Consider the following 18330-nt stretch of genomic DNA (forward strand, 5'->3'; position numbering starts at 1 on the left):
ATCCGTCCTCTCTCCGGTCGCGAATAGATGTTAAAATATCAGCCCCGAACCAGTGCTCGGAGCTGATACGCACACCGGCAGTGCCGCCGGTGATGTTTTGCATTTTACAGGGTCACAGGGTGTCGTCGATGCGCTTTTGCAGCGCGGCGGCGATCTCGGCCACTCGGCTGGCGGCGTTCTCCACCGGCACTTTCTCGGCAATGCTCTTGTCGCGGGTCTTTATCTCCACCACGCCGTCTTTTAGGTTGCGGGGGCTCACGATCACCTTGATGGGGGTGCCCAGCAAGTCGGCGTCGGCAAACTGCACCCCGGCCGACAGGTCGCGGTCGTCGTACAGCACTTCAAAGCCCTTGTCGCTCAGCTGCTCGTACAGGCCGTCGGCCAGCTGGCGCACCTGGTCGTCGGCGCGCTTGATAGCGTTTATATGTACCTGCCAAGGGGCGATGGAGATGGGCCAGATGGGGCCGTAGTCGTCGTGGCTGTCCTCGATCACGCTGGCCAGCAGCCGCCCCACGCCAATGCCGTAGCAGCCCATGATGGGGGTCTTTAAGCTGCCGTCTTTGTCGGCGTAGGTCATGCCCATGGTCTTGGAGTACTTGTCGCCCAGCTGGAAGATGTTGCCCACCTCGATGCCGTTTTTCAGGGTGATGTGGGCCTTGCCGCACTGGGGGCACACCATCTGTTCGGTCACCTTGCTCACGTCGGCAAACTTCTCTGCCGGCAGCTGGCGCAGGTCTACATTTTTGTAGTGGGTGTCCACCTTGTTGGCGCCGCACACCACATTGTACATGCCCCGCAGCGACTCGTCAAAGTACACCTCGAATTTGTCCATGTCCAGCCCCACCGGGCCGATGTAACCGTAGCAGATGCCGTCGCTGCCGTCCTCGTCCACCCGGGCGCTCACATCGCTGCCGATCAGCCGGCGCACCTTGGCCTCGTTTACCTCCAGGTCGCCGCGCACGAACACAATGACCGGGGTGCCGGTGGTCTCTTTGGTAAACACCACCGCCTTCATCAGCATCTTCTCGGGGATGCCGATAAACTTGCACAGGCTGTCGATCTCCTTGCAGCCGGGGGTGGCTACCTCCTCGACATCCAGCCCCTCGGGGCCCATGTCGCCCACCAGGTCTAAAATACCGGTGGCCACCTCCATGTTGGCCCGGTAACCGCAGGCGGGGCAGATGGCGATGGTGTCCTCGCCGTCGTCGCACAAAAACATGAATTCGTGGGCGATGGCGCCCCCCATCATGCCCGAGTCCGACTTGACCGACACCACATGTCCCAGCCCGGCCCGCTTGTAGATGCGCTCATAGGCCTCGTGGCAGCGGTAGTAGTACTTCTCCAGATCCTCCCACGAGGTGTGGAACGAGTAGGCGTCTTTCATGGTGAATTCCCGCACCCGAATGAGCCCCCCGCGCGAGCGCGCCTCGTCGCGGTACTTGGTCTGAATCTGGTAGATCATAAAGGGGTATTTTAGGTAGCTCTTGGCCTCGGTGCGGGCCAGGTGCACCGCCGCCTCCTCGTGGGTCATGGCCAGCAGCATGTCGTGGCCGGTGCGGTCGCGAAAGCGCAAGAGCTCCCGCCCCACGCTCTCGTAGCGGCCCGACTCGTCCCACAGCTCCCGGGGCAGCACCACCGGCATGAGGATCTCCTGGCCGTCGATGCGGTCCATCTCCTGGCGGATGATGTTCTCGATCTTGGCCGCCACCCGCTTGGCCGGGGGCAGCAGCGTGTAGATACCGCCGGCCACCTGCCGCATATAGCCGCCCCGGATCAGCAGGCCGTGGCTGGCCAGCTGCGCCTCGGAGGGCCACTCCTTAAATCTCTCGCCGATAAGTGCGCTCAGCTTCATAACCTATTCTCCTTATCCTGTAAAAGCGCCGCCGGGCGTATCCCGCCCCCGGCGCCGGGTAACACAGCAGACCCACAGCCGCCCCACCGGGGTGCCGTCGGTGCCTTTTTAGTTTAGCTTTTTTTGGGGTGCTTGTCAACGCAGACCGCATTTTGGTGCGGTTTTTTCGCCCCTGCACCGGCGGCGGCGCACCGCTCGGCCGTACGCGGACGGGCTTTTTATGCTATACTGGTAAAAACGGGGCCGCGCGCGGCCCGGTGACCAGTAGAAAAGAGGAGTGTTTTCATGCTCGAAAAACGGTGTGTAGATTATTTTGGCCAGGACCACAACTGCTCCATGTCCACCTTCCACGGTGGGTGCGACGAGTGGGGCGTGTCCCCCTGCGACCAGACCATGTGCGTCATGCGCGGATACGGCGGCGGGTTTGGCTGCGGCAATGTCTGCGGGGCTCTCACCGGGGCCATCGCCGCACTGGCCGCCTATTATATCCGCGACCCCCAGCAGCGCAGCGAGGCGTTCTCGCAGGCTGCCGCCGGCGTGGTGGCCGACTTTAAACAGGCCTTTGGCAGCGAGATGTGCGCCGATATCGCCCCCCGCTACAAGAGTCAGGGCCGGCGCTGCGACGAGGTGGTGGCTCTCACCGCCCGCCTGATGGAAAAATACAAAAAGTAGCCCGATACAGACTTGATACAGTCCCGGTACAGCCTTCATGCGGCCCTGGTGCGGTTTGGCCAGCTGCCGTCTGCGGTGCCAAAGCGGCTCTGTGCGCGCGGTGATCGCTATTGCGGCCCGGCGCGAGCCGGTGTCGCCCACTGTACGCAGCGGCTGTAACAGATCGTGCCGCGGCAGCAAAGTGCTGCCGCCCGCCTGACGGAGGTACCGCTATGCAGATCCGCCCCGCCCGCCCACAGGACCAGGCAGCCATTGCCCAGATCATCGCCCGGGCTTTTGCCGCCGACTTTGCCGCTATCTGCCGCGATCCCGGCCGGGTGGCCAAAGCGCTGGCGCCCGGGGTGCAGAGCGACCGCTTTTTCGTCGCCGAGCGCGGCGGGCAGATCGTCGGTGTGGCGGCGGTCGCCAGCTGTCAGGGCCGGGCTATGGCCATCGTCCCGGCATCCTATCGCCGCCATCTGGGCTTTTTGAGGGGCGTACTGGCCGCCGTCGTCTTAAGGGAAGAGTTTGCCGGCGCGCTCTCCTACCCGCCCACCACCGGGTATATCGAGTTCGTGGCGGTCGCAGACAGCGCCCGCCGTCAGGGGGTCGCCACCGCGCTGCTGCAGTATATCCTGCGCCGGGGCGGCTACGCCGACTACCTGCTCGACGTCACCGACGTAAACACCGGCGCCCAGGCCTGCTACCGGCAGCTGGGTTTTACCGTCTGCGGCCAGGTGGCGGCCCGCCACCCCCGGCAGATGGGTTTTTCTCACAAGATCTATATGCGCCGCCCGGCCGATACAGCTGCCGGGTAGCCGCCTGGGCGGGGCCGTTTTTCGGCCCCGCCCTTTTGTTCTTTTTTGTGCCGAAATGGCCAAAATAAAATGGCGGAGATAAAAATTATATGGTAAAATGCCGGTATAGGCAATGTGCGGCGGTACCGGCGGGCTGCTCTGGCGGTCTGCCTTTTGGCCGCCCGCCCCAAAAGATGGCGGCGCCCCGCCCGCCGCCAAGATCAGGGAGGTTTATCTATGCGCTATAACAGCTTGCTCGACGAATTTCTAGACATCCACTACGACCACCCGGCCCCGGCTCACGATATCGAGCCCGCGTTCATTGTCGACCGGCTCAAAAAGCCCACCGGCAAAGTCGCCGCCGTGCTGGATACCGATGCCTATAACGAGATCGACGACCAGTACGCGATCGCCTATATCCTGCGCTCGCCAGAGGTCATCGACCTGCAGGCCATCTACGCCGCCCCGTTCCAGAACAAAAAGGCGGCCACAGCCGCCATCGGCATGGAGCGCAGCTATCAGGAGACCGCCACCATCTTAAAACTGCTGGGCAAAGAGGGGCAGATGGCCGGCAAGGTGTTTCGCGGCTCCGATCAGTTCCTGGCCGATGCCTACACCCCGGTCGAGTCCCCCGCCACCCGCGACCTGGTCGCAAGAGCTATGGCCCGCCCCGACGGCGATCCGCTGTATGTCATCGCCATCGGCGCCATCACCAACGTGGCCTCGGCGCTGCTCATGCAGCCGGCTATCGCCCGCAAGATCGTGGTGCTGTGGCTGGGCGGCCACGCGCTGGAGTGGTTTAACACCAAAGAGTTCAACATGCTGCAGGATGTCTCTGCCGCCCGCGTCCTGTTCGGGTGCGGGGTACCGGTGGTGCAGTTTCCCTGTAAAGGGGTGGTCTCGGCCCTCACCACCACCGGGCCGGAGGTCGATTACTGGCTCAAGGGCAAAAATCCCCTGTGCGACTACCTGTGCGATATCACCCATCAAGAGGCGGCCTTCAACCGGCAGGGCCCGTTCTGGAGCCGCACCATCTGGGATGTGGCGCCGGTGGCGTGGCTCATGGATATGGACTGCACCGAGACCCGGTTCGAGCCCGCCCCCATCCCGTCGTACGACGGCTACTACAGCATCAGCCGCTGCAATCACCCCATCCTCTACGTCTACAGCGTAAACCGCGACCGCATCATCGGCGACCTGTTCACCAAGTTGGCACGGTGACAGGCTCCCCGCGCGGCGCCGGCATATAAAATAAGGGGCAGCTCCCGGCCAGTGGCGGGGGCTGCCCCTGTTTTTGTCGACCGCCGATCGTCGATCACAGGTATTTATGTATCTCCCGCCGCAGCGTCTCGGCGTCCAGCGGCTTGGCCAGGTGCCCGTTCATCCCGGCCTCTCTGGCCGCGGCGATATCCTCGGCAAAAGCGTCGGCGGTCATGGCCAGTATGGGTATCACGGCGGCGTCTGGCCGCGCCAGGTCCCGTATGGCCCGGGCGGCGCTGTAGCCGTTCATCACCGGCATCTGAATGTCCATCAGCACCATGTCATAGGTGCCCGCCGGGGCCCCGGCAAAAGCTGCCAGCCCCTGGGCGCCGTCCACGGCGGTATCGATCGCCGCCCCGGTGTCCTCCAGCAGCTCGGTGGCCACCTCCCGGTTCAGGGCGTTGTCCTCCACCAGCAAAAAGCGGCGCCCGTCAAAGCGGATATCCCGCAGCGCCTGCCGGCGGTCGGGCAGCGCGTCGGTGCCACCCAACACGTACCGCTGCAGCGCCCGGCACAGGGTGGACACGAATACCGGCTTTTGCATAAATCCGGTCACTCCGGCCGCGCGCGCCTGCTCCTCAATGTCCGACCAGTCATACGCCGAGATGATGAGCACCGGCAGCTGCCGGCCGCACAGCCGGCGAATGTGGCGGGTGGTCTGCAACCCATCCTGGCCGGGCATGCGCCAGTCCAGCAGCACCGCATCGTAGGCCCGGCCGCTGGCGGTGGCGGCGCGTATCTGTTCCTCGGCGTCGGTGCCGCTGTCCACCCATTGGGCGTACACCCCCAGCTGCTCAAGCATCTCGGCGGTGTAGGCGCACATGGCGGTGTCGTCGTCCACCACCAGCACCCGCAGGTCGGGCAGATGGCCCGCAAACGGGGGCGTGTCCTCTATGGCCAGCGGCAGCGTCACCGCAAAGGTGCTGCCCTGCCCCGGCGCGCTCTGCACCTCTATGGTGCCGCCCAGCAGGTCTACGATCTTTTTGGTGATGGCCATGCCCAGTCCAGTCCCCTCTACCGTGTCGGTGCGGCTGTCCCGCTCGCGGGTAAAGGCGTCAAATATCTGCGCCGCAAACTCCGGCTGCATGCCCGCTCCGCTGTCGGTAATGGTAAAGGTCAGCGCCGCTGTCCCGGCCTGCGGCCCGGCTCCCTCCTGCACCTCTACCGATATATGTCCCGCTCGGGGGGTGAACTTGCAGGCGTTCGACAAAATATTCAAAAGCACCTGCCGCAGCCGCAGCGCGTCGGTGCAGTACTGCTCGTGCACCACATCGTGCAGCCGAATGGAAAAGTGCTGGCCCCGCTCTTTAAACTGCGGCTGCATAATGGCCACCACATTTTCCAGCACGTCCGGCAGCGACACCGCATCCGCCCGCAGGGCCATCTTGCCGCTCTCGATCTTCGACATGTCCAGCACGTCGTTTATAAGCCCCAGCAGGTGCTGCCCCGACAGCCCGATCTTTTTTAGGCAGTCGCGCACCTTGTCGCAGTCGTCCAGGTGGGCCATAGCAATGTCCCGCATGCCGAGTATGGCGTTGAGCGGGGTGCGGATATCGTGTGACATCCGCGAAAAAAAGTCCGATTTGGCCCGCCCGGCCTCCTCGGCCTGCTGCAGCGCCTGGGCCAGCTGGCGGGTCTGCTCCTCCAGCTTTTTCTGCATCTGCTGCTGGTGGACCGTGTCGGTCACGTCGGTAAAGGTCGAGTAGATGACCGGCACGCCGCCCACCCGCTCCTCCGAAAAGGTGCCCACGATCTTGATCCAAATGTGGCGCCCGCCTTTTTGCGGCATGCGGCACACGCATTGGTAGCCGCTCTCCCCGGCCGTTACGGCCCGGTCTATGGCGGCGGCAAACTTGGTGTACTCCTGCAGGTCCTGTTTAAAGTAGTCGCTGCAGCGGTTCTGGTAAATGGCCTCGTACTCCGCCCTGGTGTACAGCGTGCTCTCGTAAAAGTAGTCGTTGGCCCATATCACGGTAAAGTACTCGTCCATCAGGTGCTTGCTCACGCTCACATGCAGCGAGGTCATCAGCAGCTCGTACTCGTATTCTAGTCCCCTGCTCACATTGCTCTGCCCCATCGGCTTTCCCCCTGCACCTCAGCGGTCTATGGGCGATATCGCGCTCAACAGATCACGCATCTTGTCCTCGTAAAATAAACAGCGCCCCTTGCCGGCCTTTTTGGCCGCGTACAGCGCCTGGTCAGCCTTGTGAAACAGCGTCTCATAGTCCTCGCCGTCCTGCGGGCACAGCGCCACCCCCATGCTCATGGCGATGTCAAAACCGTGAAATTTGCCGCCCAGCCCCGAAAATATGCGGTGGATGACCGGCTCTACCGGCTGTCGGCACTTTAAAAACAGCAAGAACTCGTCCCCGCCGATGCGGGCGGTAATGTCCCCGGCCCGCACGCCGCGGCGCACCCGCTGGGCGGTGTACTGCAGCACCTGGTCGCCGAACATGTGCCCCAGCCGGTCGTTGACCTCTTTAAAGTGGTCCAGGTCCAAAAGCGCCACCGCATACTGCCGGCCGCTCTGGGCCAGGTAGGGCTGTATGCGCTCTCTGGCCGTGGCGTGGTTGAGCATACCGGTCAGCGAGTCCTGCTCGGCCCGCTGCTGTAAGGTCTGCAGCTGCAGCTGTCTCTCGTGCACGTCGACAAATTTGCCGATGACACCCTCCATCTGGCCGCTCTCCTCATCCTCCCAAAGCGGCCGGGCCAGCGCCTTGTACCACCGCTTTTGCCCCTGTACGTACAGCTGGTATACCGCATCGACGATGGGGCAGTCGGGGGTGGCGGCGCGCAGCTTGGCCTGCAGGTCCCGGTAGTCCGCGGGGTCCAGCACCGCCGCCAGCTGCCGGTCGCCGGCGGGGTCCTCGATGAGCATGGGCAGTGCCAGCTGTCTGGCCCCCCACTCCGACATCGAGAGCAGATCGGTGGCGTAGTGGTACTCAAACTGTATCTCGCTGGACATAGCGGCAAAAAACTGGTACTTGGTGCGCTCCTGCTCCAGCAGCGTCAGCGTCCGGCTGGAGGCCTGGCCCGCCGACAGCGCCTGGCTCGACAGCGCCAATATGCTCTGTTCGGCCATATCTCCCGGCGAGCGCAGCCGCAGCTCCTCCTCCAGGCGGGGCCCCACCTGGCACAGGCACTGCAAAAGCAGGGGGTTAAAGGCCCCGCACTCGCCGCCCAGTATCATCTCCATCGCCTGCTGGTGCGGGTAAGCCGGCTTATACACCCGCACGCTGGTCAGGGCGTCATACACGTCGGCCAGCGCCACCACCTGCGCCTCGATGGGGATCTCGTCGCCCCGCAGCCCGTCGGGGTAGCCGCCGCCGTCGTAGCGCTCGTGGTGCCAGCGGCAGATGTTATAGGCCAGCTGCAGCAGCTCCTCCCGGTGTCGCTGCAGCGCGTCGGCCATGATCTGCGCCCCCAGAGCGCTGTGGGTCTGCATCACTGCAAACTCCTCGGCGGTCAGCTTGCCGGGCTTGTTGAGTATCTGCTCGGGGATCGAGATCTTGCCCACGTCGTGCAGCGACGAGGCGTTCACCATCATCGCTATCCGGCTCGAGCTCAGCGGGTAGCGGTCGGTGGTGCGCTGCAACTGGTGCAAAAACAGGTCGGTCAAGGTGCGGATGTGCAGCACGTGCAGGCCGCTCTCGCCGTTTCTAAATTCCACGATGTTCGAGAGGATCTCCACCATCAGGTAATTGTTGCGCTCCTTCTCTACGATCTGGTCGGCCACCATCCCCTCCAGCATCCGCTGCTTCGAGTAGAGCATAATGGTGTTTTTCACCCGCCGCTGCACCACCCGCTCGTCAAAGGGCCGGCTGATGTAGTCCACCGCCCCCAGATCGTAGGCGTGGTCGATGTAGGTCGAGGCCGTCTCCGCCGAGATCGTGATCACCGGTATGCGCCCGATCCAGCCGTTTTTGTTCATCACGGCCAGCACCTCAAAGCCGTCCAGCTTGGGCATCACGATGTCCAGCAGTACCAGTGCGATCTCGCTCTGGTACTGCTGCAACAGGTCTATGGCCCGCTGCCCGTCGGCGGCCTCCAGCACCCGGTAGGTGGGTGTCAGCATATCCGCCAGCAGCGCGCGGTTCATCTCGGTGTCGTCTACGATCAAGATCAGGTCGGTCTTCGTCTTTGCCACCTTTTCCTCGCCCCTCTCGCCCGCCGCCGTCAATTGGGCGTGTCCAGCAGTGCGGTGCCCGCTTCCACCTGGTCATAGGCCCGTTTCACCTCGGCGTAGAGCGCATCTGCCGCCGGCGGTATCCGGCCGCCGCGCAGCGCCTCGGTCATGGTGTCCGCCGCCGCGCCCAGCGCCCGCAGTCCCAGGTTCAGGCACATCCCCTTCAGCGAGTGGGCCACCCGAAAGGCGTCCTCGGCCCGCCCCTCGCGCAGCGCGTCGGCCAGTGCCCGGCAGCTGTCCTCCCGCAAAAACAGAGATAAAAAACGCTGTATCCGCTCGCTGCTCCCCAGCCGCCGCAGCGTGTCGGCATAGTCGCCGCCTATCTGGCGGTAGAGCTCTTCTGTCGTCATGGCCGTATTTCCCCCCTGTGTATATCTTTCCTGTTTTAGCTATGGGTCTATTGTAGCGCAATCGCCGTCATAAAGCAATTTGCTGGCGCATTATTTCCGTGCTAAAATAAACACAGACTAAAACACACCCAAACACAGACCTGGATACAGGCCGCCGCGCTCCGCCACCCGGCCGCGCGAAACACAGATCAGTAGAGGAGGGGGACCACTTGCGCCAAGACCGGCACCTGTACAGCGACCTGTACCGCTCGCTGTGCACACAGATCGAGTGCGGGTATCTGCCGTGCGGCCAGCCGCTGCCGTCGCAGCCCCAGCTTTGCGCCCAGTACAATGTGGGCATCACCACGGTGCGCCGCGCCGTGGCCCAGTTGGCCCGGCAGGGCTATATCCGCCAGCCGCCCGGTCAGCCGGCAGTGGTCAGCTACACCGCCGCGCCCCGGCAGTATGCGCTGGCGGTGCTGCGCCGCCGGGCCGATATCGCCGACGCCTTTGGCGGCCTCGGGGTGCTCATGCCCCCGCTGTACGCCGCCGGCGCACAGCTCTTAAAAGAGCGCGATCTGGCCGCCCTGCGGCAAACAGTCGAGCAGATATCTCCCACAATGAGCCAGGCCCAGATCTACAGCTGTGCCAATATCTATTTTACCCGCCTGTTGCGCCCCTTCGGCAGCGACCTGATGATGGACCTGCAGTCCGACGCCGAGAATTTTCTGCGCGTTCCCTACAACCCATTGGCCCGGGTCAAAGACCCGTCGCTCATCACCGCCGGGCAGGTGCAGAGCTTTTTGGCCGCCGCCACCCAAAATATCCGGCGCGGCGACCCGTCCGCCCTGCAGCGGCAGCTGGGGCAGATGTACCGGCGTGCCGGCGCCGCGGTCGAGCGGTATATGGCCGCTCTCGCCCGGGCGGTGGGCCCGCTTCCCGCCGCTGCCGGCGAGCACTGCTGGTTTGTCTCCAAGGGTCGGTCCGAGCTCTATTTGCGGGTGGCCATGTCGCTGCTGCGGCGCATCGGCGGGGGCGAGTTCTCCGGCCAAAAGTACCTGCCCTCCATCCCCCAGCTCATGCGCACCTATCACGTCACCAAAGATACCGCCAGCCGGGCCGTGACCTTTTTAAACCGTATCGGCGCCGTGCAGACGCTCAACCGCCGCGGTACAGTGGTGGCTCGCGGCGATGCCGGTTATCAGATGTCCGATCTGAGCGACCCGCTGGTGCGCCGGCGGCTGCAGCTGTTTGCCCAGGCGCTGCAGATCATCGCCATCACCGCCCCCGCCGCCGCGGCCGCGGTGGCTCCCCACCTCTCGGCCTCCTGGCTCCCGCGCATGCAGCAGCGGCTGCAGCTGGGCTGCACCATGCACACCGACACCGCGCTGGTCCAGGTCATGATGGGCTGCCTGGTGGCGCTCTCGCCGCACCACGCGCTGCAAAATATCTACAGCCAGCTCAATGAGCTGCTGCTCTGGGGCTACTACCTGCAGGTGTCCCCCCAGGTGCTCCACCGCGGCCACGACTGGGCCAGTAGCGGCGCGCAGCAGCTGCTGCAGGCCGTCGCACGTGAGGACGGCGACGCCTTTGTGGCGGCGCTGTCCCACAACTTTAACGCCCTGTATCAGCAGGTGTGTGCCCTGCTGGCACAGCTCCCCCCACTGCCGGCTGGCCCGTCCTAAAAAGCGGGGCTCTCCTGGCGGTCGGTCTGCCCGCTGTCCAGTTCCGCACCATTCACCGGGCGCCGCGTTTTACCAGATGGGGCCCAAAAGCACGATTTGGCGCTGTTTTTCCTCTTTTTGGCGAGTTTAGCCCCCCGGTTTACAAAAAATTTACAATTTATAGCGTTGTTGCATTGCGTTTTTCTGGTGCTACACTGGTAGGTAGAAAGGAGAAACGCCACGTGTTTTTACAAAAATGCAAACTTGCCCTAACGAGGGCCAAAACCAGCTTGCGGCAAAATTTTCGCTTTGCCACGCTGGATTTTTTATTTATCGTCGCCTATATCGGGCTCTTCGGCCGCCTTTTTGGCCCCGAGAATTCATCGGTCGGCATGATCTTCACCATCCTTATGGGGGCCTCCATGCTGCGCGATATGACCGCCACGCCCCTGCGCCACCTAATGTTGCAGAGCGCGGTTCTGGTACTCATGGCCGCCGCGGCCTGTGCCGTCACCGCCCTGGGCCCCTGGCTGGCCCTGCCGGTCAATCTGGTGGCGCTGGTGCTCATTTTGTACGCCTTTACCTACGAGTATATGGATCACCTATATTTTCCCTATATCCTCTCCTACCTGTTCTTGATCTTTTTGGCCCCGGTACCGCCCAGCGGCTTGCCCAAAAGGATGTTGGCCATGTTGGCGGGCGCGGTCTCTATCGTGCTCTATCAGCTGGTGATGGGCCGCCGCCGGGTGGCGCGCACCGCCCGGCAGTGCCTGGGCGATATCCTGCAAGAGGCCGATACCTGCCTTGAGTGCCTATTGGCCGGTGCGGGCACGCCCGACGCCCCGCAAAAGGTGCGCGAGAATCTGTTTGCCCTCAGTCAAACGGTATACCAGCGGCGCCACCGGGTACTGGGCGTCACCGACGCGGGGTTTGCCATGGTCGATGCCGGCCGCGACCTGGAGCAGCTCATCCTACAGCTCTACGCGCTCCAGGGGCCGATCGGCGACGACCGCCGGGCGGTGCTCCGGCAGATACAGGCACAGCTCCGGCTGTTTGCCCGCTATCTGCAGCGGCAGGTAAACGCGCTGCCGCCCCTCGCCGACCCGCCTGCCGCCGCGCCCCAACTGCGGGCGCTGTGGCAAACTGCAGCCGCCGTCCAGGCCGATCTGGTCCGCATGGCCGATCCCGCCCACCGCCGCTGCCGCCGCACCGCCCTCGGCCTGCGCGTACAGCTCAAGGCCGCGCTGGGGGCCAGCCAGGTGCGGGTGGTGTATGCGCTGCGGGTGGGGTTGCTGCTGGCGCTCTGCACGCTGGCCGTACAGTTGTTGGGGCTGCCTCACGGCAAGTGGCTGGTTTTCACAGTGGCCTCGGTGTCGCTGCCCTATGCCGACGATATCCCCCGCAAGGCCCGCCAGCGCCTGCTGGCCACACTGGCCGGCGGGGCGGTGGGGGCGCTGCTGTTTTCACTGCTGCCTAGCGCCGGTGCCCGCACAGCGGTGATGATGCTCTCGGGCTATCTCACCTTTTACTTTGGCAGCTATGTGGGCACCTTCGGCTGCTCTACGGTGGGGGCGCTGGGCGGCGCCGTCATCGCCGGGGTGACCGACCCGTGGGCGGTGGGGGGCATGTTGGCTGTGCGGCTGGCCTATGTGTTCCTGGGCATTGCCATCTCTCTGCTGTGCTGCCGCGTGCTGTGGCCGTACGACCGCGAGCGCGCCACCCGTCAGCTGGGCGAGAAGTATGCCTATACAGCGGAACTGCTGCAGAGGATGTGCCAGAGCGGCAGCAGCGACAGCCAGCTCTACTACACGCTGGTGCTCAAGGCGTACTTGATGGAGGAAAAGCTGCTGCAGAATGCCGGCGCCGCCGGCTGGGCGGATCTGGACCCCAAGCTAGAGGTCAGCCGTCAAAAGGTGCGCGCCGCCCGTCTGCCCCGGCAGCTGGCGGTCTGCATGCAGCCGCAGGCGGTGTAGGTGCAGGTTTAGGTGTAGGTGAACCGTACCGCCGCCAACATATGTGTGTAAAAAGGAACGGCCCCGGATGAAACGTCAGTTTCGCCCGGGGCCGTCCCTCATTTGGCTGTTACTGTTTTTTATCGCCGTCCAGTTGGCCGCGTATCGCCGACTCAAAGCCGGGCAGCGGCTGGCCGGTATAGGGGTCAAAGCGGGGGATGGGTTTAGTCGGCGCCACCGGGCCGGCCACACTGTGCACCGGTGCCTGGATGCCGGTAATATCCTGTTGCAGAGCCGCCGCGTCTTCGCTCGGCAGCTGGGTGTCCGCCGGTGTCTCTGTCGGTTCGCCGGCCTCTTCGGTGCTCGCGCTCACACCGTCTGTGTCAGCGCCGCGGCCGGGCGCCCTGATGGTGGCAAAGGTGAGGATAGCCTTGAACAGGTCCCCGTCTACCAACAGGTCCAGCTGTCCCCCCATCAGCGCCACAAAGCTGTCGGCTATGGCCAGGCCTAGGCCGCTGCCCTCGGTGGTGCGCGACAGATCGCCGCGTACGAACCGCTCCTTGATCTGGTCACCGGTAAAGTTCATGGGGTAAGAGGAGATGTTTTTAAAGATGAGCGACACCTGCCCGCCCCCGCTGACCAGATCGATATATACCCGCGAGCCGGTCAGCGAGTATTTGGTGATGTTGATGATCAGGTTTTCCAGCACCCGATACAGCTTTACGCCGTCGGCCAGCACATACACTTTTTCACCGGTGCCCGACAGCGTAACGGTGAGCTGGCTGTTCTGAATGGGCTGCTCCAACTCGCCTACCGCCTGCTCCAGCAGCTGGGCGATATCCAGCGGCTCCAGCACCAGATCCATGTTGCCGCTGGTGGCCTTAGACAGGTCAAAAATATCCTGTACCAGCGTTTTGAGCCGCTGCGATTTGCGGTCGATGATCGACACGTAGTCGTTGGCCTCCGGCGGCTGCAGCTCCTCTGCCTTGAGCAGCTGGGTATAGCTGATGATCGAGGTCAGCGGCGTCTTCAGATCGTGCGACACGTTGGTGATCAGGTCCACCTTCATCTTCTCGCTGTTCACCTCGTTTTCGATCGAGGCCTTTATGCTGGTCTGCATGTTCTGCACGGCGTAAAACAGCGGGTACAGGTCGTCCTGGGGGTCCAGCGGGATGTGTTCATCCAGGTTCCCCTGCGAGATGGTAGCCACCTGGTCGATGACCTGTCCCAGCTGGCCGATGATCTTAAAGTAATCCTTTACCACGCGGCAGGTGAGCACGAACGCCACCGTGATCACCGCCAAAAACAGGATGAACAGCACCGTAGAGCTGGCGGCCACCGACAGCAGCAATATCACCAGCGACAGAATGCACAACCCCAGGATAGAGAGCGCAAAATTGGTGAATTGCCGCCGGATCTTGCGCTGGAACTGGTAGCTCATGTTGCCGCCTTTGATGATGCGCATGAACCAGGCGGGGATGCTGTTGCGGAAGGTGGCGGTGCCGTTGTGCTTCAGGTCGTAGTACAGCAGCAAAATGAGCAGATACACGACGGTCAGCGACAGCACCGAGCCCCACACGTAGCCGCTGGCGTACATAGAGGTGAGGCCCTCCATGGCCGAGATGAAAAAGCCGATGATGCCCACGATGCTGACGCCGTATTTGAGCTCGTACGGCACCCGCCGAATGCGCGCGGCCACCCGCACGCCAAACATGCGCAGCGTCTTGCGCCGCAAAAAGCAGATGCCAAAGCCAAGCAGCGCCAAAAACACCAGGCCCGGCACCACCTCGGCCTGGCTGTACAAGTCGGCCCAGGTGTAGTAGCTCAGGTCGCTGTAGTCAGACCTGAATTCAGCCACCCGCGGGATGACGATGGCGGTGTGGATGTCAGATTCCGACTCGTCGTAGTAATAGTAGGTGCTGCCGCGGCCGTAATAGCCGTCAAAACTGTACTGCGCTACACCGGCGTCATCCCAGTATGGGTCTGCCGACGAGACGGTAGTGGTACCGTTTTTCAGCTCCAACACAAACTGGGGCACCACGCGGTCGCCCTGACTTTCGGCCGCCGACTGCTGCTTTCTGTACACCCGCAAAAACTCGTCGATATCCGCGTAAGACGAGTTGGTGTAGCTCTTGCCGGTGGTGCTGTTGTAGGTAAATACCAGCACGCCGTCGTAGTTGTCCTGCACCTGCTCGCGAACGACCTTTTCGGGGTCGCGGATGTAGTCGTCCTCTTCGTCGGCGATCTCGCTGCCGGTAGCCAGCGACGACGAACAGATGTTGAGCAGGGTGTTGACCCCGCTGGCAAAAGAGGAGGTGTCGTAATACGACTCGTTGCCGCCGCTCACGCCAAAAGCCACCGTGCAGCCCACGCAGTACAGTGTCAGCACCACCGAAAACAAAAATACGGCGAACACGATGACGGGGTGCCGGCGGCGCACTTTTTTTTGCGGCGGCGCAGCCTCTTGGGTGCTGTCTATCGCCAGTGCCGCCTGCTCGGCGGCTTTTTTCTGTTTACGCTTTTTCGATCTTATAGCCAAGTCCCCACACCACCTTTAGATATTTGGGCTTTTTGGGATCGATCTCGATCTTCTCTCGAATACGGCGGATATGGACGGCCACGGTGTTCTCGGCGTTAAAGCTGGGCTCGTTCCACACCCGCTCGTAGATCTCGTCGATCGAGAACACCCGTCCCTGATTTTGCATCAGCAGGTAGAGGATCTTGTACTCGATGGGGGTCAGCCGCACCTTTTTGCCGTCCACCGCCACCTCTTTGGTGGTGTTGTTCACCACCAGCCCGTCACACTCCACCACGTCGTCTTTCTGGCCAAAGTCGCTGGAAAAAGACACGTATCGCCGCAGCTGTGAGCGTACCCGCGCCACCAGTTCCAGCGGGTTAAAGGGCTTGACGATGTAGTCGTCGGCCCCCAGGTTGAGACCGATGATCTTGTCGGTATCCTCCCCCTTGGCCGAGACTAAAATGATGGGGATCTGATTTTTTTCGCGAATTTTCAGGGTGGTCTGGATGCCGTCGAGTTTGGGCATCATGATGTCCATCAAGATCAAGTGGATGGTATTTTGCTGCAGCATCTCAATGGCCTCGATACCGTCGTAGGCTTTTAAAATATTGAGTCCCTCATTTTTCAGGTAGATCTCGATCACATCCACGATCTCGTGGTCGTCGTCCACCACCAGTACATTGAGCCCTTCCATTCCGCTGGTCTTCTGCATGTCGTCCTCCTGTATATTCTCTGTGGAAAAAGTGAGATCGCCGCCTGTTCGGCAAAAACAGGCCGCTGTGCCCACTCGATGTTACTTGGGCGTATACACACTTAGTATACCACAGACAGGGGGGCGCTGGCGAGCGCCCGTCTTACAGCTTTAAGGATAGCGCCTATTTCTTACTGGCAGCGGCGCGAATTTTTGAAGACTTTCTTAATATGTCGGTGGCTGGGTCTCCCCCGACGGGTATAAGTTTTATAATCATTCCCGCCCACTGCAGTTTTTAAAAAATACCGCCTGGCGCGCTACCGCCTTACTGCAACGTTTGCAGGAACCCACCGCTCCTGTTTTTCATAATCTGGTAAAAAGGAGGTGACGGCATGGCGGTGAGTGGGAGCATCGGCACGGCGGCCGGTCTGTTTTGGCTGGCAGCGGGTCTGTTGACCATCGGTTATCGGGCGCTGCGCTGGGGCTGAGCGCAGTCGCGGGGCGGGGTGAGCACCCCGCATTTTTTATGGGCGGGTTTGGTGCCAACTCATCCCTGCTCCTTATACTAGCCCCCAGTTGACAGCGCCGGGCGCCGGGCGGTATAGTGGAAAACAGATGTGACCGGGGACGGGCGTTATCCTGCTCCCCCGGCCAGGTGGGGGTAAAAAGTATGGAGTATGCGCAGGTAGTGACCGGGAAGTTTTTGCAGCGGCCCAACCGGTTCGTGGCGCTGTGCGAGATAGAGGGCCGCACCCATCGCTGCCACGTCAAGAATACCGGCCGCTGCCGTGAACTGTTGCTGCCCGGCGCCACTGTATTTTTACAGGACCGGCGCGGCGCCGAAAAGCCGGGCAAGACCGAGTTTTCACTCATCGGCGTCAAAAAGGGCGACATGCTGGTAAATATCGACTCACAGGCCCCCAATGCGGTGGTAAAAGAGGCACTGCTCAGCGGTGCGCTGGTATTTCCGGGTTTTGCGTGCCCCGATGTCGTGCGGCCGGAATACGGCTACGGGGCCTCACGGCTCGATTTTTACCTGCAAAAAGGTAATCGCCGCGCGCTGGTCGAGGTAAAAGGCGTCACGCTGGAGGTCGGCGGACAGGCGCGCTTTCCCGACGCGCCCACCCAACGGGGAGTAAAGCACCTGGATGAGCTGGCCGGTGCAGTGGCGGCGGGCTACTCCTGTTTCGCGGTATTTGTCATCGCCCTGCGCCCAGTTTCCAGTATGGCCCCCAACTGGCTCACCCATCCGGCTTTTGGCCGCGCTCTGCAGCGGGCCCAAAAGGCGGGCGTACAGCTGCTGGCCTACGACTGTGCAGTGGGTCAGAATACGCTGTCGTTGGGGCGGCCGGTGCCGATCGATTTGCACACACCAGCCAGCGCAGAAGATGGGTTTTAAATTTAAAATATAGCCCGGAACCCGCAACACCACCGGGCAGAGTGGGGAGCGCGCATGATGTACCGATTTTTGGCCGCCGCTATATTGCTTTGCTTTTATGGCACCTATCTGGGAAAGATGCTCTGCCAGCGACGGCGGGGCATACAGACCGACCAGATGGCCAAAGGCGATAAGCCCAGCTCGGTGCGCCGCACCGAGCTGGTGATGAAGGTGGCCACCTTTTTGCTGGCGGCAGTGCAGGCAGTCAGCGTGTTGTGTGGGTGGTCGATGATGCCGGTGTCGGCACGGGCAGCCGGCGCCGTGCTGGGGCTGGTGGGCGACGGCATCTTTTTGGCGGCTGTATACACCATGCGCGACAGCTGGCGGGCCGGTATCGCCCAGGGCCAAAACACTCAGCTGGTGCACAGCGGCATCTACCGCTACAGCCGCAACCCGGCTTTCCTGGGGTTTGACGTGATGTATCTGGGCGTACTGCTGCTCTGCTTTAACCCTCTACTTCTGCTGTGTACGCTGTTTGCCATTGCAATGTTGCACCGGCAAATACTGCAGGAGGAAGCCTTTTTGCCCACGGCTTTTGGTGAGGCCTACACGTCTTATTGCCGGCAGGTCCGTCGTTACTGGGGCCGCCGCCGGTGAGCAGATGCATAGTTTTACATATAAAAGCCCGGTGGAGAAGTGCTCTCCGCCGGGCTTTTGGCTGATATATTGGGACAGACAAACGGTCATATGGGTGTTGCCGTACCGTCTACTGCTCCCCCTTTAAAATGTGCTGCTGGTATTCGCGGCTGATGCGCATCATCTGGGCAAAGTAGTCGCTGGCGTAGTCGCCCATCTCGTCGGGGCAGTTATGGCGTACCCGCTCCAGGATCTCCTGCTCGCGGGCGGGGTGCAAAACGGGCAGCCCCTGGGCCTTTTTGTACAGCCCCACCTGGGCTACTACCTCCATCCGCTGGCAAAACAGGTCCAGCAACTGGCGGTCTATCTCGTCTATTGCGGCGCGCAGCGCCGTCAGGTCGCTCTTGTTTTCCACA

The 18330-nt window shown here is 62.3% G+C and carries 14 protein-coding genes; 7 read left to right on the forward strand and 7 right to left on the reverse strand.

What is annotated here, in order from left to right:
* Positions 1 to 112 precede the first annotated feature (112 nt).
* Positions 113 to 1852, reverse strand: coding sequence for a proline--tRNA ligase (locus H8K20_RS10225; RefSeq protein ID WP_186488349.1), 1740 nt, complete (start codon positions 1850 to 1852; stop codon positions 113 to 115).
* A 285-nt stretch (positions 1853 to 2137) separates the two neighbouring features.
* Here H8K20_RS10225 and H8K20_RS10230 point away from each other — a divergent pair, with 285 nt between their 5' ends.
* The 3 genes from H8K20_RS10230 to H8K20_RS10240 all read left to right on the forward strand — a co-directional run bounded on the left by H8K20_RS10230 (position 2138) and on the right by H8K20_RS10240 (position 4521).
* A complete protein-coding gene (locus H8K20_RS10230; RefSeq protein WP_105205113.1) occupies positions 2138 to 2524 on the forward strand; it encodes a C-GCAxxG-C-C family (seleno)protein in 387 nt (128 codons plus the stop codon).
* Positions 2525 to 2736: 212 nt separating this feature from the next.
* Positions 2737 to 3321, forward strand: coding sequence for a GNAT family N-acetyltransferase (locus H8K20_RS10235; protein WP_186488350.1), 585 nt, complete (start codon positions 2737 to 2739; stop codon positions 3319 to 3321).
* A gap of 216 nt (positions 3322 to 3537) precedes the next feature.
* Complete coding sequence (locus H8K20_RS10240; protein WP_186488351.1) at positions 3538 to 4521, forward strand: nucleoside hydrolase; 984 nt, start codon at positions 3538 to 3540, stop codon at positions 4519 to 4521.
* 94 nt (positions 4522 to 4615) lie between these two features.
* Here H8K20_RS10240 and H8K20_RS10245 read toward each other — a convergent pair whose 3' ends face one another.
* The 3 genes from H8K20_RS10245 to H8K20_RS10255 are packed head-to-tail and all read right to left on the reverse strand — an operon-like array spanning position 4616 to position 9096.
* Positions 4616 to 6637, reverse strand: a complete 2022-nt coding sequence (locus tag H8K20_RS10245) for a response regulator (RefSeq protein WP_186488352.1) — start codon at positions 6635 to 6637, stop codon at positions 4616 to 4618.
* Positions 6638 to 6655: 18 nt separating this feature from the next.
* Positions 6656 to 8707, reverse strand: a complete 2052-nt coding sequence (locus H8K20_RS10250) for a GGDEF/HDGYP domain-containing response regulator (RefSeq protein WP_341480838.1) — start codon at positions 8705 to 8707, stop codon at positions 6656 to 6658.
* Between the two features lie 29 nt (positions 8708 to 8736).
* Positions 8737 to 9096, reverse strand: coding sequence for an Hpt domain-containing protein (locus H8K20_RS10255; protein ID WP_186488353.1), 360 nt, complete (start codon positions 9094 to 9096; stop codon positions 8737 to 8739).
* 209 nt (positions 9097 to 9305) lie between these two features.
* On the opposite strand from H8K20_RS10255, the gene H8K20_RS10260 reads away from it, so the two are divergent.
* Positions 9306 to 10760, forward strand: coding sequence for a GntR family transcriptional regulator (locus H8K20_RS10260; RefSeq protein WP_186488354.1), 1455 nt, complete (start codon positions 9306 to 9308; stop codon positions 10758 to 10760).
* 221 nt (positions 10761 to 10981) lie between these two features.
* Positions 10982 to 12712: an FUSC family protein gene (locus H8K20_RS14240; protein ID WP_186488355.1), complete on the forward strand. Its 1731-nt coding sequence runs from the start codon at positions 10982 to 10984 to the stop codon at positions 12710 to 12712.
* A 109-nt stretch (positions 12713 to 12821) separates the two neighbouring features.
* Here H8K20_RS14240 and H8K20_RS10270 read toward each other — a convergent pair whose 3' ends face one another.
* Together H8K20_RS10270 and H8K20_RS10275 are read right to left on the reverse strand one after the other, a co-directional pair.
* Positions 12822 to 15230: a HAMP domain-containing sensor histidine kinase gene (locus tag H8K20_RS10270; protein WP_186488356.1), complete on the reverse strand. Its 2409-nt coding sequence runs from the start codon at positions 15228 to 15230 to the stop codon at positions 12822 to 12824.
* On the reverse strand, positions 15205 to 15921 hold the full coding sequence (locus H8K20_RS10275; protein WP_370738819.1) for a response regulator transcription factor: 717 nt from the start codon (positions 15919 to 15921) through the stop codon (positions 15205 to 15207). The genes H8K20_RS10270 and H8K20_RS10275 overlap by 26 nt, the downstream gene beginning before the upstream one ends.
* A 649-nt stretch (positions 15922 to 16570) precedes the next feature.
* Between H8K20_RS10275 and sfsA the strand changes: the two genes are divergently transcribed.
* Both sfsA and H8K20_RS10285 read left to right on the forward strand, forming a co-directional pair.
* Positions 16571 to 17299, forward strand: coding sequence for a DNA/RNA nuclease SfsA (gene sfsA, locus H8K20_RS10280; RefSeq protein ID WP_186488357.1), 729 nt, complete (start codon positions 16571 to 16573; stop codon positions 17297 to 17299).
* Between the two features lie 54 nt (positions 17300 to 17353).
* A complete protein-coding gene (locus H8K20_RS10285; protein WP_243206441.1) occupies positions 17354 to 17935 on the forward strand; it encodes a methyltransferase family protein in 582 nt (193 codons plus the stop codon).
* Positions 17936 to 18044: 109 nt separating this feature from the next.
* On the opposite strand, the gene H8K20_RS14075 is transcribed toward H8K20_RS10285, so the two are convergent.
* Positions 18045 to 18329 (reverse strand): chorismate mutase, encoded by a 285-nt coding sequence (locus H8K20_RS14075; RefSeq protein ID WP_186488358.1) that lies wholly within the window; start codon positions 18327 to 18329, stop codon positions 18045 to 18047.
* Between the last annotated feature and the right edge of the window lies 1 nt (position 18330).

Origin of the sequence: Neobittarella massiliensis (ex Bilen et al. 2018), assembly GCF_014269355.1 — a bacterium.
In the GTDB taxonomy this organism is placed as follows: Bacteria; Bacillota; Clostridia; order Oscillospirales; family Ruminococcaceae; genus Neobittarella; species Neobittarella massiliensis.

Coding starts and splice junctions, on each gene's coding strand:
- H8K20_RS10245 (WP_186488352.1), bottom strand. CDS start 6,637: ATGGGGCAGAGCAATGTGAGCAGGGGACTAGAATACGAGTACGAGCTG.
- sfsA (WP_186488357.1), top strand. CDS start 16,571: ATGGAGTATGCGCAGGTAGTGACCGGGAAGTTTTTGCAGCGGCCCAAC.
- H8K20_RS10255 (WP_186488353.1), bottom strand. CDS start 9,096: ATGACGACAGAAGAGCTCTACCGCCAGATAGGCGGCGACTATGCCGAC.
- H8K20_RS10235 (WP_186488350.1), top strand. CDS start 2,737: ATGCAGATCCGCCCCGCCCGCCCACAGGACCAGGCAGCCATTGCCCAG.
- H8K20_RS10240 (WP_186488351.1), top strand. CDS start 3,538: ATGCGCTATAACAGCTTGCTCGACGAATTTCTAGACATCCACTACGAC.
- H8K20_RS10230 (WP_105205113.1), top strand. CDS start 2,138: ATGCTCGAAAAACGGTGTGTAGATTATTTTGGCCAGGACCACAACTGC.
- H8K20_RS10285 (WP_243206441.1), top strand. CDS start 17,354: ATGATGTACCGATTTTTGGCCGCCGCTATATTGCTTTGCTTTTATGGC.
- H8K20_RS10275 (WP_370738819.1), bottom strand. CDS start 15,921: ATGCAGAAGACCAGCGGAATGGAAGGGCTCAATGTACTGGTGGTGGAC.
- H8K20_RS10225 (WP_186488349.1), bottom strand. CDS start 1,852: ATGAAGCTGAGCGCACTTATCGGCGAGAGATTTAAGGAGTGGCCCTCC.